General features: G+C 61.9%; 16 protein-coding genes. 11 read left to right on the top strand and 5 right to left on the bottom strand.

All coding sequences use genetic code 11. From position 1 onward, the window contains the following. Positions 1 to 193 precede the first annotated feature (193 nt). Genes JL474_RS17825 through JL474_RS17815 form a run of 3 tightly spaced genes read right to left on the bottom strand, consistent with a single transcriptional unit; the run spans position 194 to position 3,008 of the window. Positions 194 to 826: a LutC/YkgG family protein gene (locus JL474_RS17825; RefSeq protein ID WP_203143134.1), complete on the bottom strand. Its 633-nt coding sequence runs from the start codon at positions 824 to 826 to the stop codon at positions 194 to 196. Then, entirely contained in the window at positions 823 to 2,259 is a 1,437-nt protein-coding gene (locus tag JL474_RS17820) for a LutB/LldF family L-lactate oxidation iron-sulfur protein (protein ID WP_203143133.1), read from the bottom strand. Before JL474_RS17820 ends, JL474_RS17825 begins: the two co-directional genes overlap by 4 nt. Beyond that, positions 2,256 to 3,008 carry a (Fe-S)-binding protein gene (locus JL474_RS17815; protein WP_203143132.1) on the bottom strand — a complete coding sequence of 251 codons (753 nt, stop codon included), beginning with the start codon at positions 3,006 to 3,008 and terminating at the stop codon, positions 2,256 to 2,258. Before JL474_RS17815 ends, JL474_RS17820 begins: the two co-directional genes overlap by 4 nt. Positions 3,009 to 3,450: 442 nt before the next feature. On the opposite strand from JL474_RS17815, the gene aceE reads away from it, so the two are divergent. Continuing rightward, a complete protein-coding gene (gene aceE, locus JL474_RS17810; RefSeq protein WP_203143131.1) occupies positions 3,451 to 6,111 on the top strand; it encodes a pyruvate dehydrogenase (acetyl-transferring), homodimeric type in 2,661 nt (886 codons plus the stop codon). Positions 6,112 to 6,121: 10 nt separating this feature from the next. After that, positions 6,122 to 8,125: a dihydrolipoyllysine-residue acetyltransferase gene (aceF, locus tag JL474_RS17805; protein WP_203143130.1), complete on the top strand. Its 2,004-nt coding sequence runs from the start codon at positions 6,122 to 6,124 to the stop codon at positions 8,123 to 8,125. Positions 8,126 to 8,521: 396 nt separating this feature from the next. Here the strand turns inward: aceF and JL474_RS17800 are convergent, their stop codons facing one another. After that, entirely contained in the window at positions 8,522 to 8,821 is a 300-nt protein-coding gene (locus tag JL474_RS17800; protein WP_203143129.1) for an ArsR/SmtB family transcription factor, read from the bottom strand. Positions 8,822 to 8,926: 105 nt separating this feature from the next. On the opposite strand from JL474_RS17800, the gene JL474_RS17795 reads away from it, so the two are divergent. The 4 genes from JL474_RS17795 to JL474_RS17780 all read left to right on the top strand — a co-directional run bounded on the left by JL474_RS17795 (position 8,927) and on the right by JL474_RS17780 (position 14,481). Beyond that, positions 8,927 to 10,210, top strand: a complete 1,284-nt coding sequence (locus JL474_RS17795; protein ID WP_236012345.1) for an NADH:flavin oxidoreductase/NADH oxidase family protein — start codon at positions 8,927 to 8,929, stop codon at positions 10,208 to 10,210. A 490-nt stretch (positions 10,211 to 10,700) separates the two neighbouring features. Beyond that, positions 10,701 to 12,212: a thymidine phosphorylase family protein gene (locus JL474_RS17790; RefSeq protein ID WP_328797843.1), complete on the top strand. Its 1,512-nt coding sequence runs from the start codon at positions 10,701 to 10,703 to the stop codon at positions 12,210 to 12,212. Further along, a complete protein-coding gene (locus JL474_RS17785) occupies positions 12,209 to 13,123 on the top strand; it encodes a ribose-phosphate diphosphokinase (protein WP_123635346.1) in 915 nt (304 codons plus the stop codon). Before JL474_RS17790 ends, JL474_RS17785 begins: the two co-directional genes overlap by 4 nt. Before the next feature lie 2 nt (positions 13,124 to 13,125). Then, on the top strand, positions 13,126 to 14,481 hold the full coding sequence (locus JL474_RS17780; protein WP_203143128.1) for an MBL fold metallo-hydrolase RNA specificity domain-containing protein: 1,356 nt from the start codon (positions 13,126 to 13,128) through the stop codon (positions 14,479 to 14,481). Positions 14,482 to 14,536: 55 nt separating this feature from the next. Here JL474_RS17780 and JL474_RS17775 read toward each other — a convergent pair whose 3' ends face one another. Continuing rightward, positions 14,537 to 15,679, bottom strand: coding sequence for a DcaP family trimeric outer membrane transporter (locus tag JL474_RS17775; protein WP_203143127.1), 1,143 nt, complete (start codon positions 15,677 to 15,679; stop codon positions 14,537 to 14,539). A gap of 164 nt (positions 15,680 to 15,843) precedes the next feature. Between JL474_RS17775 and JL474_RS17770 the strand changes: the two genes are divergently transcribed. From JL474_RS17770 to astA, 5 genes are all read left to right on the top strand, one after another. Continuing rightward, the gene (locus JL474_RS17770; RefSeq protein WP_203143126.1) at positions 15,844 to 17,301 is read left to right on the top strand and encodes an exonuclease domain-containing protein; all 1,458 of its coding nucleotides are present in this window, start codon (positions 15,844 to 15,846) and stop codon (positions 17,299 to 17,301) included. A 36-nt stretch (positions 17,302 to 17,337) separates the two neighbouring features. After that, on the top strand, positions 17,338 to 18,267 hold the full coding sequence (locus JL474_RS17765; RefSeq protein WP_203143125.1) for a GlxA family transcriptional regulator: 930 nt from the start codon (positions 17,338 to 17,340) through the stop codon (positions 18,265 to 18,267). A 445-nt stretch (positions 18,268 to 18,712) separates the two neighbouring features. Further along, positions 18,713 to 19,924, top strand: coding sequence for an aspartate aminotransferase family protein (locus JL474_RS17760; RefSeq protein ID WP_203143124.1), 1,212 nt, complete (start codon positions 18,713 to 18,715; stop codon positions 19,922 to 19,924). A gap of 63 nt (positions 19,925 to 19,987) precedes the next feature. Continuing rightward, a complete protein-coding gene (locus JL474_RS17755; protein WP_123635352.1) occupies positions 19,988 to 21,001 on the top strand; it encodes an arginine N-succinyltransferase in 1,014 nt (337 codons plus the stop codon). A gap of 15 nt (positions 21,002 to 21,016) precedes the next feature. Continuing rightward, on the top strand, positions 21,017 to 22,066 hold the full coding sequence (gene astA / locus JL474_RS17750; RefSeq protein ID WP_203143123.1) for an arginine N-succinyltransferase: 1,050 nt from the start codon (positions 21,017 to 21,019) through the stop codon (positions 22,064 to 22,066). Positions 22,067 to 22,080 lie beyond the last annotated feature (14 nt).

The following is a 22,080-nucleotide window of genomic DNA, read 5'->3' as shown; positions in this document are numbered from 1 at the left end:
GTCTAATTAAATTTTCAGTGCCGACAGTCGCTTAGCAGTGCACTTCTCGGTAAGTTTGCGAAATTTCTGTGGAAATTATGCAAGGATACTGGCGGGGCGTTACGAAAATATTTCGTGTCAAAATGGAAAGCGGGGGAGTGAAGGGCCAACCCATCACGACCCGATGATGTCTTGAAGACCGCTGGCGGAGGTTTCAACGACAGAGATAAACGATCAATTCCCGCGGACCGTGGGCACCGTACGCCATGGTCTGCTGGATATCCGCCGTCTTGGACGGGCCGGAGATGAAGATCAGGTTGGTGGGCATGCCGTGGCGGCTGTAAAAGACCATGGCCGCCGGCATGTCCGGAAACAGGCTGTCTTCCCGCACGATGACGACATGCACCGGCGGCACCAGGGACAGGGTGCGAGGGGCCTCGGGCCGGCTTTCCACAATCAGGGTGCCGGTGTCGGCGATCCCGCCCTGGGCCTGGCTGAGGCTGATGGGTGCTGAATCGAACAGGGCCGCTTTCTGGCCGTCCCAGTCTTCAAACACGGTCACGGACGGGGCCGAACCGTGTGCCTGCCAGGTGGCCGCGGCTTCGTCGCGGCCGACCCACCACTGCTGCCAGTTCCGCTCGGTCGCGAGTGAGGCCAGATGATCCGGCCAGTCGGCCTCGGCCATCCGGAACACCTGCGCGTGGGCGGCTTCCAAGGCCGAGACCATGCTATCGATGTTCGGCGCAGAGGGCGTAACGGCGGTTGTCTCCGGTGCCGGATACGGCGTTGCCGGCGACGCGGCGCGTCCGTGACGGAGTCGGGACAGGATACGATCGCGGGGTTTCATGGGCGGTGATCCTTCTTATGGTGACGCACCCACTCCTGGAAGCTGCGCTCTGCCGGTTCGAGCGGCGCTCGATGGCGGGTCCAGGCCCGCGGCAGTGGAGGCAACAGGCGGCGGGCGCGGGTGGCCGCGCGAGTCACCAGCCGATAGACCGCCGGCCGGGTGTGAATCCATTGCCAGGCCCGCCAGATCAGCGCCTCGCTGACCCGCCGCTGGCGGCCGTGCCCACGAACCGGGCTGGCGGGATCGGCGCTGACGCCTTCATGGCGCAGGCGACGAATCAGGTCGGGCAGGGGAATCCGCACCGGGCACACTTCTCCACAGGCGCCGTTCAAGCTGCAGGCCTGGGTCAGCTTGCCGGCGTGGTCCAGCCCGAACAGCTGCGGCATCACCACCTGGCCGATGGGGCCGGGGTAGACCGTGCCGTAAGCGTGACCGCCCAGCCGCTCGTACACCGGGCAGTGGTTCATGCAGGCGCCGCAACGGATGCAGCGTAGCGTGGCCCGCAACTGGCGGTCGGCGTAGATGCGGCTGCGACCGTTGTCGATCAGGACCAGATGGACCTGCCTGGGGCCGTCGCATTCGTCTTCCCGGCGCGGTCCGCTGATCATGTTGACGTAGGTGGTGATCGCCTGGCCGGTGGCGGAGCGGGGCAACAGGCGCATCAGGTCCGGCAGGTCAGCCAGCTTCTCGATGACTTTTTCGATGCCCATGACGGCAATGTGCGTGTCCGGCACGGTGGTGGACATGCGACCGTTGCCCTCATTTTCCACCAGACACAGCGTACCGGTCTCGGCGATCGCGAAGTTCACGCCGGAGATGCCCACATCCGCCTCGGCAAACGCCCGGCGTAATACCCGGCGGCCGGTGCCGATCAGTTCATCCACATCCTCGGTGTAGGGCGTATCGGGTATCTGCTCGGCGAACTGGCGGGCGATGCTGGCCTTGTTGCGATGGATGGCCGGCATGATGATGTGGGACGGTGTTTCATGGGCCTGCTGGACGATGTACTCGCCCATATCCGATTCCAGGCAGGTGAAGCCGGCGTCTTCCAGCGCGGTGTTGAGGCCGATTTCCTCGGTCGCCATGGATTTGCCTTTGACGATGCGCTGGCCGTTCACCGCCCGGATCAATCCGGTAATGATGCGGTTGGCATCGTCCGCCGTCTCGGCCCAGTGCACCTGGATGCCGTTGTGCCGGCAACGGTCCTCCAGCTGCTCCAGCAGGTCCGGCAACTGGGCCAGCGCCCGGTCGCGGATGGCGGCGCCGCTGTCACGCAGGGTTTCCAAAGCGTCGGCGTCAGGAAACTGGGCGCGGCGCTTGTCCCGCAGGAAGGTCATGGCGCCGTGGAAGCTTTCCCGGAGTTCGGCATCGCCCAGGGCATCGTGGATGCGGACGCCGAAGTCCTGGTCGGGGTGGTCGGTGAAGCCGCTCATGGGGTGTCGCCTCCGGTCCGCTTCCAGAGAAATTCGGCCAGGTGCTCGGCCGGCAGATTGGCGCCCTGTTTACGCAGCATACCGTCAATGTTGAGCAGGCAGCCGCAGTCGCTGCTGAGGAGTTGGTCTGCCTCGGTGGCTCGAATGGCGCTGCATTTGTCCGTGGCCATCGCCGCAGAAATGTCCGACATCTTCACGGCAAAGGTGCCGCCGAACCCGCAGCAGGCTTCGGCGTTTTCCGGCTCGCAGACGTCCACGCCCTTGAGCTGTTTCAGCAGGGCGAGCCCGTCCTCGCTCACGCCCATTTCACGGCGCGCACTGCAGGAGGTGTGCATGACGATCTTCACCGGATCGCCATGATCCTGCCACGTCACCTGCAGCACCCGGTTCAGGAATTCATGCAGCTCGTAGGTGCGCGCGGCCAGATCCTGGGCGGCTTCGGCCAACGGCCCATCGGCCAGCAGGCTGGGATAATGGTGGCGCAACATCCCGGCACAGGAGCCGGAGGGCACGATCACGGGGATCGGCTCATTGAAACGGCGTACCACCTGGCGGGCAACGGCCCGGGCTTCGTCATCGTAGCCGGAATTGTAGGGCGGTTGCCCGCAGCAGGTCTGTTCTTCCGGGAAGACCACCTCGATACCCTCCCGTTCCAACAGACGCACGGCCGCCATGCCTGCCCGAGGATGGAAAACGTCGATCAGGCAGGTGCCAAAAAGATAAACGCGATGGATCGCGGGAGCGTTCATGCAGTAACCCGGCGTTAGTGAGGATGCTTTGTATAGACTAGTGTGCTATCGAGGCAAGATAGAACCTCGCGGGCTCAGACATTGGTCGCAGGCCCCTTGTGGATGCCGGCCCCAAAGCGCCAAGGTGGGACTTTCCAGCCGCATTCAGCGCCCCATCGGTTTGTCTGTGGAACCGTAGCCCGGGTTCGGCGACAAACCCATGGAGCGTGTTACCTCCCGAGCGAATCCGCTCGTCAATGTCCCTGCGTGGGGACGTCGCCGGTCTATGGTATCGGCCTGCAAGATATCGAACCTGTTCTATGCTTATTGGAGCGTTTTGCGAGGCTTTCCCGCCTTTTCAGGGGCAGTCGGCCGCTCATGGGGTCCGGCCGTATCGCCGCAGTTTCGGACCCGGACAGTGATTCCCTGCACCAACAATTTGACGCCTTACGAGGAGGGTTGGATGTATCAGGACGAAGATCCTATCGAAACCCAGGAATGGATGGAGGCGCTGGATTCCCTGATCGAGAACGAAGGAATCGAGCGTGCCAAGTTTATCCTGGAGCGCCTGTCGGAACGGGCCAGCAAAGACGGCACTCCGCTGCCCTATTCGATCACTACGCCGTTCCGCAACACGATTCCCGTCACCCAGGAAGCGCGCATGCCGGGTGACCTGTTCATGGAACGCCGCATCCGCTCACTGATCCGCTGGAACGCGCTGGCGATGGTCCTGCGGGCCAACAAGCGACCGGGTGAACTGGGCGGCCATATCTCCTCGTTTTCCTCCGCGGCCACGCTCTACGACGTGGGTTTCAACTACTTCTTCAACGCCGGGAACGAGAAGCAGGAATCGGATCTGGTCTACTTCCAGGGACATTCGTCGCCCGGGATCTACGCCCGCTCCTTCCTGGAAGGACGTTTTGACGAAGAGCATCTGGACAAGTACCGGGAAGAGGTGGATGGCAACGGGCTGTCGTCCTATCCCCACCCCTGGTTGATGCCGGATTACTGGCAGTTCCCGACGGTGTCCATGGGTCTGGGGCCGATCCAGGCGATCTACCAGGCCCACGTGATGAAGTACCTGCACAGTCGCGAGCTGGTCGATATGGGCGATCGCCACGTCTGGTGCTTCGTCGGTGACGGCGAGTGCGACGAACCGGAAACCCTGGGTGCGATCGCCCTGGCCGGACGTGAGAAACTGGATAACCTGATCTTCGTGATCAACTGCAACCTGCAGCGCCTGGATGGCCCGGTACGGGGCAACGGCAAGATCATCCAGGAGATGGAAGGCGTCTTCCGTGGAGCCAACTGGAACGTCCTCAAGGTGGTCTGGGGCCGCATGTGGGACCAGCTGTTCGAGCGTGATACCGACGGCATCATGCAGCGGACCATGGACGAGTGTTGCGACGGCGACCTGCAGAACTTCAAGAGCAACGGCGCGGCCTACACCCGCAAGAATTTCTTCGGTCGCTACCCGGAGCTGGCCAAAATGGTCGAAGACCTGTCCGACGAGGATATCGGCCAGCTCAACCGCGGCGGCCACGATCCCTACAAGGTGTATGCGGCCTATCACGATGCGGTCCACCACAAGGGCCAGCCCACGGTCATCCTGGCGCATACCATCAAGGGGTATGGCTTCGGTGCTGCTGGCGAGGCGCAGAACACGGCCCACTCCCTGAAGAAGCTGGATATCGACGGCCTCAAGGCCTTCCGCGATCGTTTTGGCATTCCGCTCAAGGATGAAGAGCTGAAGGACGTGCCGTACTACCGTCCGGCGCCGGACAGTCCCGAGATGGTGTACATGAAGAAGCGCCGGCAGGAGCTGGGCGGCTTCTATCCCAAGCGCCGCAAGGACAGCCAGCCGCTGAAGATTCCCGATCTGGACATTTTCAGCAACCTGCTGGAAGGCTCCGGCGACCGGGAAATTTCCACCACCATGGCCTTCGTGCGTCTGCTGACGTCGCTGACCAAGGACAAGCGGGTCGGTAAGCGGGTGGTGCCGATCGTGCCGGACGAGGCGCGGACCTTCGGCATGGAAGGCATGTTCCGGCAACTGGGGATCTACACTTCCGAAGGGCAGAAGTACACGCCCCAGGATCGCGACCAGATCATGTACTACAAAGAGGACAAACAGGGGCAGATCCTCGAGGAAGGCATCACCGAGGACGGCTCCATGGCGGCCTGGATGGCGTGTGCCACCTCCTACAGCACCAACGATTTCCCGCTGATTCCGTTCTACAGCTTCTATTCCATGTTCGGTTTCCAGCGAGTGGGCGACCTGGCCTGGGCCTCCGGCGACATCCAGGCCCGCGGCTTCCTGATGGGCGGCACTTCCGGGCGCACGACGCTCAATGGCGAGGGGCTGCAGCACCAGGACGGTCACAGTCACATCCTCGCCCAGACCATTCCCACCTGCGTGGCCTACGACCCGGCCTACGCCTACGAGATGGCGGTGGTGGTTCACGATGGCATGAAGCGGATGTACGAGGACAATGAAAACGTCTTCTACTACATCACCATCATGAACGAGAACTACCTGCAGCCGGCCATGCCCAAGGGCATCGAGAACGGCATCATCAAGGGCATGTACAAGCTGGAATCGGTGGAAACCAAGGGCCGCAAGAAAACACCCCGGGTCCAGTTGCTGGGGAGCGGTGCAATCCTCAACGAGGTGCGCGAAGCCGCCAAGCTGCTGCGGGACGACTACAGCGTGGCCAGCGACGTCTGGAGCGTCACCAGCTTCAACGAACTGGCCCGCGACGGGCAGCATGTGGATCGCTGGAACAAGCTGCACCCGGACGACAAGGCCAAGCAGTCCTATGTCACCAAGTGCCTGGAGAAACAGAAGGGCCCGGTGGTGGCGTCCACCGACTACATGAAACTCTACGCCGACCAGATCCGCCGTTGGGTACCGACCCACTATGAAGTGCTCGGCACCGACGGCTTCGGTCGCAGCGATACCCGGGAACGACTCCGCAGCTTCTTCGAGGTGGACCGTTACCACGTGGTGGTGGCGGCCCTGAGCGCGCTGTCGGTCGACGGAGACATCAAACAGGAGCAGGTTTTGGACGCGATGCGCAAGTACGGGATTGATCGCAATAAACCGAATCCGGTGAAGAGCTAAGGAGGCCGCCATGAGTGAACAGGACATCAAGGTGCCCGATCTTGGCGGTGCGGATGAGGTTGAAGTCATCGAGATCACCGTCAGCAAGGGCGACACCGTCGAAGAGGAGGATCCGATCCTGACGGTGGAATCGGACAAGGCGTCGGTGGATCTGCCGGCGCCGGTGGCCGGCAAGATCACCAAGATCAGCGTCAAGGTGGGGGACAAGATCAAGGAAGGCGACGTGGTCGGCACGATTGACGCCGAGGGTGCCGGCGGCGAGTCGTCTGAGCAAGACGATCAGCCGGAAGACGAGGCGGCCGATTCGTCCGATACCTCGTCCCAAAAGACATCGTCTGACGAGAAAGCGTCCGCCAGGAAATCCTCCGGGAAATCCGGCGGCGGTTCCCGCAAGGAAACGGTGAAAGTGCCCAATCTCGACGGGACGGAAGACGTGCCGGTCATCGAGATCAATGTGAAGGCCGGGGATGAGGTCGCCGAGGAAGATCCGCTGGTTACCGTGGAATCCGACAAAGCCACCTTTGAGATCCCGTCGCCCTACGCCGGCAAAGTCGGCAAGGTACTGGTCAAGGAAGGGGACAAGCTCTCGGAACGCGACGACCTGCTGGAGATGACGATCTCCGACGGTGGTGGAGCCGGTAGTGACGAAGAGGCCGCGCCTGCCGAGGCATCGGAAGCACCGGCTGAAAAGGCGGAAGATAAGGCACCGAAATCCGGCAAGAAGGCATCGGGCGGCGGATCCCGTAAGGAAACGGTCAAGGTGCCGAGCATGGATGGCGCGGAGGACGTCCCGGTCATTGAGGTGAACGTCAGCAAGGGCGACGAGGTCGCCGAGGAAGACCCGCTGGTGACGGTGGAGTCTGACAAGGCCACCTTCGAGATCCCATCGCCCTACGCCGGCAAGATTGACAAGGTGCTCGTCAGCGAAGGCGACAAGCTGTCCGAAGGCGACGACCTTCTGGAAATGACCGTGTCCGGCGATGACCAGGGCGAAGAGGAGACCAGCGAGGCGCCGGCGGAAGGCGATAAAGAGGCGAAGCGGCAAAGTCCGGAACGTCAGCAACCCGCTCGCGCGGAGGCCGAGTCAGAACCCAAGACCAGCGGCAAGGTGCACGCCGGACCGGCCGTGCGCAAGCTGGCCCGGGAGTTTGGCGTCGACATGGCGCGGATCAAGGGCAGCGGCCCGAAAGGGCGCATCCTCAAGGACGACGTCCAGGCCTATGTGAAGGGGGAGTTGCAGAAAACCCAGGAGGGTGGCGCAGCCGCACCCGCCGGTGGTGGCATTCCTGGCGTCAAACTGCCGGACTTCAGCCAGTTCGGGGAGATCGAGCGGGAAGCCATGTCGCGCATCCAGGTGGCCACCGCCAACAACATGCAGCGCAACTGGCTCAACGTGCCGCACGTGACCCAGCACGACGAGGCGGACATCACCGACATGGACGCCTTCCGCAAGAGCTTGAAAGCGGAAGGCGAGAAGCGTGGCGTGAAGATGACGCCGCTGGCCTTCATGCTCAAGGCCTGCGCCCAGGCCCTGACGGAACTGCCGCAGTTCAATGTGTCGCTGGATATGGAGCGCAAGGAGCTGATCCGCAAGCAGTACATCCACATCGGTATCGCTGTGGATACGCCCAACGGCCTGATGGTGCCGGTGATCCGGGATGTGGATAAGAAAGGCCTGTGGGAGCTGGCGGAGGAAGCCTTCGACATGGCCGCCAAGGCCCGGGACAAGAAGCTCAAACCCAACGAAATGCAGGGTGGCTGCTTCTCCATCACCAGCGTGGGCGGCATCGGTGGCACGGCGTTTACGCCCATTGTCAGCACCCCGGAAGTGGCGATCCTCGGTGTCTCGAAAGCCTCGATGAAACCGGTGTGGGACGGTGAGGCCTTCGAACCGCGGCTGATGATGCCGTTGTCGCTGTCCTACGATCACCGCGCTGTGAATGGGGCAGATGCCGCGCGGTTTACGACGTTGCTGGGGCAGTTGCTGGGGGATGTCCGGCGATTGCTGTTGTAAGCGGTGACTGATGATGTGACGGCTCAAAAAGCAGGCTCCGGCCTGCTTTTTTTCTGATTGGTCTTTCTTGGCTTGCCGGCTTCGATGGAACGGCGGTGGAGAGCGCAGGTGGTTGGGGCGCCTGCGGCGCCTCAGAAGCTAAAGCATCTGCTACAGGCTCGAGTGGGCTTTCAATGTAGCCGACGCTTCAGCTTCGGAGCGGCCTGAAAGGCTGCCAGGATGATACATACGACAGTTCGGAGGAATCCGCTCATTTCGACTCGGGCACCTGCGGCGCCTCAGAAGCTGAAGCATCTGCTACAGACTCGAGTGGGCTTTCAATGTAGCCGACGCTTCAGCTTCGGAGCAGCCGGAAAGGCTGCCGGCGGTTTTGCTGACCACAGTCTTCCGTAAGCCTTAATCCAGAAACGCCCGCAATTCCTGCTGCATCTCCTCTTCCAGATAGCAGGTCACGAACTTGCCATCCTTCTCCACGCGAATCAGTCCGGCGTTGACCAGTTCCTTGATGTGATGGGAAATGGTTGGCGCGCCTACTTTCATGGAGTTGATGAAGTCCACCAGCTTGCAGCCACTGTCTTTCATCGGGCTGACCCGGGCGTCCTTGATCTGCTGATAGATGCGCAGACGATTGGGGTTGGACAGTGCCTTGAAGGCACGTGCCAGGCGTTCGGAATGGGGCAGTTCTCTGGTTGGCATAACGGTCCCGACAGCAGTCTTTAAAGGCCATTCTATTACAGTTTGACAATTATCGAAACGTATAATAATTTGACGGTTGTCGAATTATGAAAGGATCACGATCCCATGAAGAACGGCCTCAAGAACAAGCACGCCGACGACGGCGCCCGGATGAGCGCCAGCGATCTGCTGGGCCAGCCCCTGACGCTGCGCAATGGCAATGTCCTGCCGAATCGCTTCGCCAAGTCCGCCATGAGTGAAACCATGGGGACGCTGGACAACCGCGTCACCCAGGACCTGGCCACGCTCTACGACACCTGGGCCGAAGGCGGCACCGGCCTGCTGATTACGGGGAACGTGATGATCGACCGGCGTCACACCGGCGAGCCGCAGAACGTGGTGCTGGAAGACGAGCGCGATCTGCCGGCTCTCCAGACCTGGGCCGCCGCAGGCCAGAGACGCGGCAACGCCATCTGGATGCAGTTGAATCATCCGGGCAAGCAGAGCCCCAAGATGCTGAACCGCGACCCGGTCTCTCCCAGCGCGATCCCGTTCCGCAAGGAACTGCAAAGTATGTTCGCCACGCCTCGGGCCCTGACCGGCCCGGAGATTGACGACATCATCAAGCGGTTCGGACGCAGTGCGGCCATTGCCGAGAAGGCCGGTTTCGATGGGGTACAGATCCACGGCGCCCACGGCTATCTGATCAGCCAGTTCCTGTCACCGCACCACAACCAGCGCACAGACGACTGGGGCGGCACGGCCGAGAAGCGCATGCGCTTCGTGGTGGAAGTCTACAAAGCCATTCGGGCCGCCACCTCGGAATCATTCAACGTGGGCATCAAACTGAACTCGGCGGATTTCCAGCGCGGTGGTTTCACCGAAGAAGAGTCCCTCACGGTGATCGAGACCCTGGCGGATCTGGGCATCGACCTGATCGAAATCTCCGGCGGCAACTACGAGAACCCGGCCATGGCCAAGGGCACCAAAGCCAGTACCCGGGCCCGGGAAGCCTACTTCCTGGAGTTTGCCGAGAAAGTGCGTGAACGGACCGACGTGCCCTTGATGGTGACCGGCGGCTTCCGCACCCGGGACGGCATGGCGGCCGCGATCAAGAGTGGCGCCACCGATCTGGTCGGCCTGGCGCGTCCGCTGGCGGTGGAGCCGGATTTCCCGCGCCTGATCCTGGCCGGTGCCGATTTCACCAGCGCCGTACGCCCCATCAAGACGGGCATAAAGGCCATCGACAACATGGGATTGATGGAAGTGAGCTGGTACACCCGGCAGCTTGAGCGTATGGGGCGTGGCAAGCCGCCACGTCAGCACGATCGCGGTTTGTTGTCGCTGATGCAGGTGATTTCGGTGATGACGACCCGGGGATTGAGAACGCGTCTTCGGGCCGGGGAGTAAGTGATCGGGCCCGGGTATACCGGGCCCGATACGAATCAGTTGGCGAAGTACATCCAGTCGAAGTAATCGTGCAGGTCGTCCATGACGGCCGCTTCGAACGGGTGGGTCAGTTCAAACAGCAGGCTGGTGTTTTCAGCTTGTTTCATAAGGCATCACCTCCAAACGGTGCAATCCGGTTCCATTCAGTCCTGAGGCCTGACTTCGCGCGCCTCTGTCCTCTACGAAAGCATTGGCTGTGCCATGTGTTGCAACGTCCGCTAAATCAGTCGGTTGGTTTTTGATCGCCCGCCTGTTGCCCTGTTCACTTGCCCCATGTTGAGTCGCATCGTGTGAAGTTGGTGCGCGCACGCCGCTTTACTGTCTAAAGTGGACGTCAGGGTGTTCGACTATTCATCGCAAACCTGACTTCCATCAATGGGAGCCCGCAGGCGGACTGCTACTGTTCAGGGATAAAGCGCCGTTGGCAGTCTTCCGTTCTGAGTGAGGGGCCGTGAATTACGCGAACGAATTGAAGGCGTTCCCCATGGGGATCGATACCCATCAGGAACTGGTGGTCTACATGCGGGACGACTGTCACCTGTGCCGCTCCGAGGGTTTCGTCGCCAGCAACCGTCTGAACGTGTCCTGTGGCGGTCGATCCATTATTGCGGTGCTGAATGTGGTCTATGGCGGCCATATCCCGCATGGCCATATCGGGCTGTCCAACAGTGCCCTGGAACGCCTGCGGGTGCGGCCGGGGACGCCGTTGACGATCAAGCACGCGCCGCCAATTCGATCGCTCGCCGCCGTTCGCAAGAAGGTGTTCGGTCATACCCTCAGCGATCACGACATCACCGCCATCATCGACGACGTCACCCGCCACCGCTACAGCGATATCGAAATTGCTGCCTTTCTCAGTGTCTGTGCCGGCGGCCGGTTGTCGCTGGCGGAAATTACCGACCTGACCCGGGCCATGGTGGCCAGTGGCGAACGGCTGGCCTGGGGCGACGACCGCGCGATTTACGACAAGCACTGCATCGGCGGCCTGCCGGGCAACCGCACCACGCCATTGGTGGTGGCGATCTGCAGCGCCGGTGGGCTGGTCATGCCCAAAACCTCTTCCCGGGCCATCACATCGCCGGCCGGCACGGCGGATACCATGGACGCGCTCACCCATGTGGATCTCGGTGTAGCGGACATTCGCCGTGTCGTGGAGGAGGCCGGCGCCTGCCTGGCCTGGGGCGGTTCGATGAACCTGAGCCCCGCCGACGACCTGCTGATCCGGATCGAACGGGCCCTGGAGCTTGATGGCGAGGGGCAACTGATCGCCTCGGTGCTGTCCAAGAAGATTGCAGCCGGTTCCACCCATGTGCTCATCGATATACCGGTCGGCCCCACCGCCAAAGTCCGCAGTCAGCCGGAAGCGGAGCGGCTGGAATCCCTGCTGGTGGAAGTGGGCGCGGCCTGTGGCCTGTCGGTACGCTGTGTTGTGACCGATGGTCGGGGACCGGTGGGGCGGGGTATTGGCCCGGTGGAAGAAGCCCGGGATGTGCTGGCGGTATTACAACAAACACCTGAGGCGCCGGCCGACCTGCGCGATCGGGCACTTGAGTTGGCCTCTCACCTGTTCGATATGGCCAGTGGTCAGGGACTGGCGGCCGGTCGAGAACAGGCCCGTGCGCTGCTTGAGGATGGCCATGCCTGGGCCCAGTTCAAGCGGATCGTGACCGCCCAGGGCGGGCTCAAGACGTTGCCTCAGGCCGTCTATACCCATGAGGAGAAGGCCGCCCGCAGCGGTGTGCTCAACGCCATCGACAACCGCCGGCTGGCCAAGCTGGCTAAACTGGCCGGTGCGCCCGCCAGCAAAGCGGCCGGACTGCGACTCTGCGTGGCGCTGGGCGACCGTGTTGAAGCGGGGCAGCCCCTGTTCCAGCTGTTCAGCGAAAGCGCCGGAGAACGGGATTATGCCCTGGACTACTACGCCTCCGAACAACCCATCTTCAGCCTGGTGAACCAACCATGACGCCCGATGCCGAGACTACGCCGCTGCTGTTTGCGTTCCAGGAGCTACCGCTGCAAAAACCCCTTTGTGATCGACTGAGGGCCCAGGTCGGACAACTGGAATCGCGGCATTTTCCAGACGGTGAGAGCTATGTGCGCGTCCACTCGGACGTAACCGGGCGGCACTGCATCCTGTTGGCCGACCTGTCGCGTCCGGACGATCGCTACTTGTCGCTGATCTTCCTGGCGGACACCCTGCGGGATCTCGGGGCGGCCTCGGTGGGACTGGTGGCCCCCTATCTTTGCTATATGCGCCAGGATGCCCGCTTCCAATCCGGCGAAGCGATCACCTCGAAAATTTTTGCCCGTAGCCTGTCTGCCCACATCGACTGGCTGGTCACCGTGGAGCCGCACCTGCATCGCTTCCGCAGTCTGGACCAGCTGTACAGTGTACCCAGCCGCGTGGTGCAGGCGGCGCCGGCGTTGGTCGAGTGGCTGGGTCAGCGTCGGCATCTGTTGTTGGTGGGGCCGGATGCGGAGAGTGAGCACTGGGTGGCCGAGATCGCCCGTCGCAGCGGCCACCCTTATGTGATTGGCCATAAGGAGCGCCTGGGCGATCGTCATGTGCGGGTCACGCTGCCGCCGGTGGAGCAGTACGACGACCGTGTGGCGGTCATCATCGATGACGTCATATCCAGCGGCCATACCATTCTCAAGTGCCTGCAGGCTCTCGAAGCCGGCGGTATCGAACAGGTGGAGTGCGCGGCGGTGCACGGCATTTTTGCAGACGAGTCGGACGCCCAGCTGGTGGGCGCCGGTCTGGCCGGACTGGTGACGACCAACACGGTGCCGCATGCCACCAACGTGATCGATGTCAGCCCATTGCTCGCGCCGGCGATACAGGCGTGTCTGCGATCTGCACAGGAGACCTGATAATGCGGATTACCTTTCTCGGCGGTGCGGAAACGGTCACCGGCTCGAAATTCCTGATGGAGACCGAACGCACCCGGGTGCTGGTCGATTGCGGATTGTTCCAGGGGTACAAGTGGCTGCGCCGGCGCAACCGGGAGCCGCTGCCCATGGACATCGACAAACTGGATGCGATCGTCCTGACCCACGCGCACCTGGACCACTCCGGTTACATTCCGGTGCTTTACAAAGCGGGCTACCGCGGGCCCGTATTTACCCACCACGCGTCCCGGGAACTCTGCGCCATCCTGCTGGCGGACAGCGGCCACCTGCAGGAAGAGGAGGCGGACTACCTGGGCCGGCACAAACTCAGCCGCCACGAAAAGCCCGAGCCCCTGTACGACCGGGCCACCGCCGAAGCCAGCATGGCGTTGTTCCAGTCGGTGGGATACCACGAGACCTTCGCAGTGGGTGATTTCCAGTTTCACCTCCAGTCGGCAGGGCACATCCTCGGATCGGCCAGCGTGATCATCGAGGTCGAAGGCAAACGTATCGGCGTATCCGGCGATGTGGGCCGGCCTCGCGACCTGTTCATGAATCCGCCACCACCGTTGCCGGAACTGGACCTGCTGTTGCTCGAGTCCACCTACGGCAATCGCCGTCATCCGGATGACGACCCCTACAGCGAGCTGGCCCGGATTGTTAATGAAACCATCAGCGGTGGCGGCAACGTCCTGATTCCTTCCTTTGCGGTGGGGCGCGCCCAGGTGCTGCAGTACATGCTGGCACGCCTGATCCGCGAACAGCGCATTCCGGAAATTCCCATCTACCTGGACAGTCCGATGGCGATCGACGTGTCCGGCATTTACTGGAACTACCCCGAGCAGCACCGGCTGAGTGAGAAGGAATGCCATGAGATGGCCAGCGCCGCCATCTACACCCGCTCCGTGGACGAGTCCAAAGCGCTGACCAACCAGGCGTTCCCGCACGTGGTGATTGCGGGCAGCGGCATGGCGACCGGCGGGCGCATTTTGCACCACTTCAAGGAGCGTCTGGGCGATCCCCGCACGACCGTGTTGTTCGCCGGCTATCAGGCCGGCGGAACACGGGGCGCGAAGATGATGGCCGGGGCCGAAGCCGTGAAAATCCACGGCAGCTGGATTCCCATCAAGGCGCGTATCGAGATGCTGGACGGCCTGTCGGCCCATGCGGATTACGTCGAGCTGGAGCAGTGGTTGAAGGCGAGTGATCTACGTCCCGGAACGGCGATTCAACTGGTTCACGGCGAGCCGGAAGCGTCGGAAACCCTGCGCGATTATCTCCGGCAGCGGACAAAGTTCGAGGTGGATATCGCGGGCTATCACACCATCCTGCGGGTCTGACCGCCAGACATAAAAAAGCCCCGGCGGATCGGGGCTTTTCGGGGTTGGCTGTGGATCAGAAGTTGTACTGACCGGCGAACATGATGCGGCTGGCATCACCGTCGTCGCCGTTTTGCTTGTCGACCATGAAGTAGGCGTATTCAACACCCATGGTGACGTTCTTCACCGGACTCCACATGTAGTTGAGCATGGCGTTGCTGTTGGTTTCGTGCTCGTCTGCGACGTCTACACCATCATCTTCGGCATCGTCCCAATCGTTGGTGACCCAGCCGTAGCCGGCGTTGATCGAACCCGGACCAACATCGACGCCTACACCAATCGTGCCGCCATAGCCGGTGATGGTGTCCAGGTCGCCGTTACCTTTCACGTAGGCATCGGCCGCGCCGAAGTTATCGCCAGAACGGTACAGGTAGGAGTTGGCACCGTCGCTGTAGGTCACTGCACCCTGGATGCTGACGGTATCGGTGACGGCAAACTTGGCCGCGCCGAAGACGGCATAGCCGATCGCCTGATCATCCTGTGTGCCTGTGTCGTACTCCACCTGGTGCATCAATGCAGCTGCCGACAGGGACAGCGGGCCGGACGAATTCTCGAAACGTGCGGTCAGTGTCGGCAAGCTGTTTTTCTCAGAGTCTGCAGGCTCATTCAAAACACTGGTGACGTTATCTTCCAGAGAGACCGACAGTGGACCAGTCGTGTAACGGGCCTGGGTGACACGACCCTGCAGACCGGCGTTACCGGCCAATGCGTCGAAGTCCAGGACGGACGTGTTACCCACAAAGCTGTTGAAGTTGGACCAGGTCTGACCCAGCAGCACGCCCATGTATTCACCGTAGGCGTGACGCAGTCGCAGATCGCCACCGCCGTTACCACGGAAGTCCCCTTCCACGACGACCTTGACGCCTTGCTCGGTTGTAACCTTCACGCCCAGGCGGGACTGCACGGCGTCCGCATCAAAGTGACCGGTGACTTCATTATCTTCGGCAGCACCGGTGTTCACCTTGTCGAAGGAACCGGCCTGGGTGGATATCCCGATATCCTCATCGATGTCGTACACAGCGTTCATGCGGGCGTAACCGTACAGCTCGGCATCGATTGACCCTGGATTGAGTTCGATAGCGCTGGCCTGGGAGGCGAGCCCCAGTACCATCGCCGCCGTTGTTGCCTGAACTGCGATTGTTATTTTGTTGCGGTTCATTGAAGTGTTCTCCATGCGTTATTGTTGTGTTGCGTCTTCTTCAAAGTAGTTACGGTTTGGTGACAATTCAAACAGGTTGGTCATTATTTATACCAAGGTCTAATTCCCGGGAAACTCCTTTTTAATCGCGGTCCAGTGAGGCTTTGTTCACGTAAAGGATAAACATGTCTGAGACCGTCGCCTTCCTCGATTCCGCCACCTTCGCCTTTCTCGATCTGGAGACCACCGGCGGTAACGCCATGCACGACCGGATCACCGAGATCGGTATCCGCTTCTGGCGCAACGGCGAGGTGGTGGATGAATGGCAGACCCTGCTGAATCCGGAAACGCAAATTTCCTCTTTTATTGAACGGCTTACGGGCATCAATAATGACATGGTGGCCGACGCCCCGCGCTTCGCGGAGATCGCCGATACCTTGCGGGAAAAACTGAAAGACACGGTGTTTGTGGCGCACAACGCCCGCTTCGATTACGGCTTTATCAAGGCCGAATTCCGTCGGCTCGGGCAGGCGTTCTCGTCTCGCGTCCTTTGCACGGTCAAGCTGTCCCGCCGGCTGTATCCGGAATTCCGGCGCCACAACATGGATGCTCTCATTGCCCGGCATGGGTTGCCCGATGTGCAGCGTCACCGGGCCATGGGCGATGTGACCGCAATGCAGGCGTTTTTCGAAGCCTCGTTGCAGGACAAGGGCGCGGAGCAGGTGGAAGCCGCTGTCAGGCACCTGCTGCGCCGTCCCAGCGTGCCGTCGCATTTGCCGCCGGATATCCTGGAAACCCTGCCCCAGGCGCCGGGCGTCTACCGCTTCTACGGCGAAAACGACGTGCTGCTGTATGTGGGCAAAAGCACCAATATCCTACAGCGTGTGGCCTCGCATTTTTCCGGCGACCACAATTCCCACCGGGGCGTGCGCATGTCCCAGAGTCTGCGTCGGGTGGACTGGACGGAAACCGCCGGCGAACTCGGGGCGCTGTTGCTGGAATTGCACCAGATCAAGACCCTCAACCCGCTCTACAACCGGCGCTCCCGGGCCGCCAAGACACTGGTCAGCATCGAACTGACTCACAATGATGCTGGCTATCTGCAGGCCCGGCTGGTGCGTGAAATCGAGCCGCACCGACTGGGGGATTACTTCGGACTGTTCCGCAGCATCCGGGACGCCGAACGGGCCCTGAAAGGCATCGCCGCCAAGAACGACCTCTGCAACAAATTGCTGGGGCTGGAGCCGGAAGGTGAGGGGCCCTGTTTCCAGCGCACGCTGGGCCGTTGCAAGGGGGCATGCGAAGACGATGAGGACGTCACCCGCTACAACCTGCGCATGCAGATCGGCTTCCACAACCTGCGTTTGACCACCTGGCCCTGGCAGGGTCCGGTCGGTGTTGTCGAACACAACCGGGAGCGGGATCGCACCGATATCCTTGTCATCTACAACTGGATGCACATCGCCACGCTGCACGATGAAAGCGATCTCCAGGATCTCTCCCTGGGCGGTCAGAGTGTCACCTTCGACCTGGATTCCTATAAACTGGTGGTGAAAGCCCTGATGGGGCGGGACGGTCGATCCCGTCGCATTGTCGAGCTGCCTGCAGTGAGCACGCCGGATATCCTGATACCGGACGGCTGACTGTCCGAATAAACCTGTCTGCCGGGAGAGAACTGCTTGTCGCTGCGTGTTGGATTGTTGTTGCTGCCGGGTGCCTCCGCACTGACCTACGCGGCCGCGGTCGAACCGATGCAGGCGGCCAACCGTCTGCTGGGCGAGACGTGTTTCTCCATCGAGCATTTGGGCCTGGGCGCCGCTTTCGGTTCCGGCCTGCCGATTCCCCAGACCCCCCTTGATCGTTGCGATCCACCTCTGGATTGGCTGTTGCTGGTGGGCGGGCATGCGCCGCCGCGCGAATTGCCCGACGATTTCGTCGAGCAACTGAATCATCACGCCGACGGCGTCTCGATGGTGGGCGGCCTTGCCAGCGGTGGTCTTTTACTGGCGGAAGCGGGTTTGCTGGATGGCTATCGCGCGGCGCTGCACGGTTTGCCCGCGTCACAGCTGCGCGAGCGTTTTCCGGCCATTCGCCAGACCGAAGACGTGTTCTGCGTCGATCGCAATCGCCTGACCTGTCGCGGCGCTACGGCAGCACAGGATTTGATGATCTGGACCATCGGTCGCGAATTGGGCCGTGATGTGGCCGAGGCGCTGGCCCAGTGGTTTGTCCGCGAACGGGTCGGGGAGCCGGAGCTTGGTGGTGGCGCCGAACTCGATCAGGCCACCCGCGCCGAACAGCCGGCCCTGGCCGAGGCCGTCGACCTGATGTTCGCCAACATCGAAGAACCGCTGTCCGGTGACGACATCGCCGGTCACGTGAACCTGTCCCGGCGCCAGTTGGAGCGGTTGTTCCGCAAGTATCTCGACACCGTCCCGTCCCGCTATTACCTCAAGATCAGACTGGATCGTGCCCGCGAACTGGTCCGTAACAGTGCATTGAGCCTGACGGATATTGCGTTGTCCTGCGGCTTTTCCTCAGGGGCGCATTTCAGCACCACCTACCGTAATGCCTTCGGATTGACGCCGTCAGAAGATCGCGAGGTCTGAGTCCGGGCTTCATTCAACAGCGAATTCTCCGAGTCCCGTAGGTTGGGCTGACGCAGGAAACCCAACAATAAGCGGGCACCGGACGTTCCCGTTACCGTGGGACAGGCTTGGAGCATGGGTTGTCAAAAACCGGCTTGGCGACCCTTGGATGGGAATGGCCTCAAGCCCGGCTTGTTGGGCTTCCTGCGTCAGCCCAACCTACCAGAGACTCTGATCTCTGACGTTAACTCCAAAGCTTGTTGGCTTCGATTAGACCGTGTTGCAAGACGCTGGGGCCCTGGCGGGCCCTCCGAAGCTAAAGCGTCGGCTACATTTTTCTGCGAACTCATCGTTATTTGTCAGGTCGCAATCCTGTAATGGCCGGGTCGCATTCCTGAAAGCGACATGGGTGGCGCCCGTCTAGACTCGTTGCCAGTTTCTGCCAACACCCAACAACGAGGCTCTTATGACAACACCTTCCATTACCCGAGAAATGTTTGATGACGTGATGGTCCCCAACTACGCGCCGGGCAAGATCATCCCCGTTCGTGGCGAAGGATCGCGAGTCTGGGATCAGGAAGGTAAGGAATACGTGGACCTGGCCGGCGGTATCGCCGTGACGTCCCTGGGCCACGCCCACCCGGGCCTGCTGGGCGCATTGACCAGCCAGGCCGAGAAGATCTGGCACCTGTCCAACGTCATGACCAACGAGCCGGCCATCCACCTGGCCAAGACCCTGTGCGACCTGACCTTCGCCGAGCGTGTGTTCTTCGCCAACTCCGGCGGCGAAGCCAACGAAGCGGCCTTCAAGCTGGCACGCCGCTACGCGTGGCAGCACTTCGGTGGCGAGAAGAACGAAATCATCTCGTTCAAGAACAGCTTCCACGGCCGCACCCTGTTCACCGTCAGCGTCGGCGGTCAGCCCAAGTACCTGGAAGGCTTCGAGCCGGCGCCGAAAGGCATCCACCACGCCGACTTCAACGACCTGGCCAGCGTCGAGAAGCTGATCTCCGACAAGACCTGCGCCATCGTGGTCGAGCCGATCCAGGGCGAGGGCGGCATCCTGCCGGGCGAGCAGTCCTTCCTGGAAGGCCTGCGCGAGCTGTGTGACAAACACAACGCGCTGCTGGTGTTCGATGAAGTCCAGACAGGCGTTGGTCGTACCGGCCACCTCTATGCTTACCAGATGTACGGCGTGACCCCGGACATCCTCTCCACCGCCAAATCCCTCGGCGGCGGCTTCCCGATCGGCGCCATGCTGACCACCGCCAAGATCGCCGAAAGCCTCGGTGTCGGTACCCACGGCAGCACCTACGGCGGTAACCCGCTGGCGTGTGCAGTCGCCCAGCGCGTCATCGACATCGTCAGCCAGCCGGACGTGCTCAAGGGCGTCGAAGCACGCTCCAAGCGCCTGCGCGAAGGCATGGAAAAGATCGGCCAACAATACGGCGTGTTCGAACAGGTGCGTGGCGCTGGCCTGCTGCTCGGCGGTGTACTCACCGAAGAATGGAAGGGCAAGGCCAAGGAATTCCTCAATGCCGGCCTGGAAGAGGGCGTGATGGTGCTGGTGGCTGGTGCCAACGTGGTCCGTCTGGCGCCTTCGCTGATCATCCCCGAGTCCGACATCGACGAGGCCCTGGTTCGCTTCGAACGCGCTGTCGCCAAAATCGCCGGTTAATGAATCCGGTGGCGGGCTCCCAAAAGGGGCCCGTCTCCGGGCATATCACAGGAGTTACCTCTCATGTGGATTGTCCGTCCTGCTCGCCACGAAGACCTGGCCGGTATCGAAAAGCTGGCAACGGCTCACGGTGCCCGGGTCTCGACGCTGCCCCAATCCCGGGACAAGCTGAGCGAGAAAATTGATCATTCGCAGCGTTCCCTGGCCGGTGATCCCGCGCTGGCGGATCGCGAGCGTTTCCTGTTCGTGCTGGAGGACTCCGACACCGGCCGCATCCACGGTACCGCCGGTATCGACGCCCGCGCCGGCAACAGCCAGCCGTTCTATAACTACCGCCGCGATGAGCTGATCCACGCCTCCCACGAACTGGATGTGGCCAAGCGCGTGGCCGTGCTGTATCCGACCCACGAGCTCACCGGCAAGACGCTGCTGTGCTCGTTCACCATCGATCCGGAGCTGCGCGATACCGAAGCCTTCGAGCTGCTGTCCCGCTCGCGCCTGCTGTTCATCGACCGTCATCGCGAACGGTTCTCCGACGACGTGGTGGTGGAAATCCAGGGCGTCCAGACCGAGGAAGGCGACGCGCCGTTCTGGGACAGCCTGGGGCGTCACTTTTTCCACATGGATTTCGCCACGGCGGATTACTACTCCGGCGTGAAGACCAAGACGTTCATCGCCGAGCTGATGCCGCCCAACCCGATCTACGTGACGCTGCTGTCCGATGCGGCCCAGGCCGCCATCAGCGAGCCGCACGAGGCCGCCGCACGGACCTGTCAGTTGCTGGAGCGTGAAGGGTTCCGCGTGAGCCAACACATCGACATCTTCGACGGTGGCCCGGTGCTGGAAGCCCGGACTGACGAGCTGACCTCGATCACCCGCCGCCGCAACAAGACCGCGCGCCGGGGTGAGGGCAGCCGGGGTGTGCGTTACCTCGTAGCCAACGGCGACAGTGAAAGCTTCCGCTGTTCCCTGACCAACGTCAGCGACGGCCTGGGCGACGTGGTGCGCCTGAATACCACCATCGCCGATCAGCTGGGTGTCAGCGACGGCGACGACCTGGTCCTGGTGGCCCTGTAAGGAGAGGAGATTGTTATGTTGCTGATTCGCCCCCTCAATCAGGGTGACCTGGAAGACCTGCACGATATGGCGGAAGGCGCCGGCAAAGGGCTGACCTCCCTGCCGCCGAACCGTGATCTCCTGTCCCGCAAGATCGCGCGGGCCGAAGACACCTTCAACGAACGGTGCGCCCCGGAAGCGGGCATGTACCTGTTCGCCCTGGAAGACACCGAGCAGAAGAAGTGCGTCGGTATCAGTGGTATCGAGGCCCGGGTCGGGCTGGATGAGGTCTGGTACAACTACCGCCTGAGCACCACCGTGAACGCCTCACGGGAGCTGGGCGTCCACGTCCGCACGCCGACCCTGCACCTGACCAACGACATGACCGACACCAGCGAAATCTGCTCGCTGCTGCTGTCGGACACCCATCGCCAGGGCGGCAACGGCCTGCTGCTGTCCCGCTGCCGTTTCCTGTACATGGCCGACTTCCGCGAGTTCTTCTCGGAGAAAGTCTTCGCCGAGATGCGCGGCGTGTCCGACGAGAACGGCCGCAGTCCGCTTTGGGACGCGCTGGGTCGCCGCTTCTTCGACATGGACTTCAGCGAGGCCGACTTCCTGTCCGGCATGGGCAACAAGTCGTTCATCGCCGAGCTGATGCCCAAGTACCCGATCTATGTGCCCCTGCTGCCGGAACCGGCGCGGGCCGTCATCGGTGAAGTCCACGACAACACCAAACCGGCCCTGCGGATGCTGCAGGCCGAAGGCTTCAACTTCAACGGACTGTGCGACATCTTCGACGGCGGTCCCGTGGTGGAAGCGTTTATCCACAACGTGCGTACGGCGCGTGAGAGTGTGAAGCGTCACGTGCTGGTCTCGCGGCAGCCGGTCAACCTGGACGTGCCGCCGGAAGAGCGGGTGATGGTCTCGAACCGCTCGTTCCGGGATTTCCGGGTCACCACATTGCCGAAGAGCTGCATCAAGCCGGATACCGTGAGCATGCCCGCCGAAGTGGCGGATGCCCTGCAGGTGTCGTCCGGCGATCTGGTGCGCCTGTCACCGCTCAAAGAAAACCGCACCGCCAAGTAACCGAATTCAGGAGT

Source organism: Marinobacter mangrovi (assembly GCF_016798325.1).
Lineage (GTDB): Bacteria > Pseudomonadota > Gammaproteobacteria > Pseudomonadales > Oleiphilaceae > Marinobacter_A > Marinobacter_A mangrovi.
The sequence above is the reverse complement of the archived record's forward strand: the minus strand, read 5'-3'. Positions and strand labels throughout refer to the sequence as shown.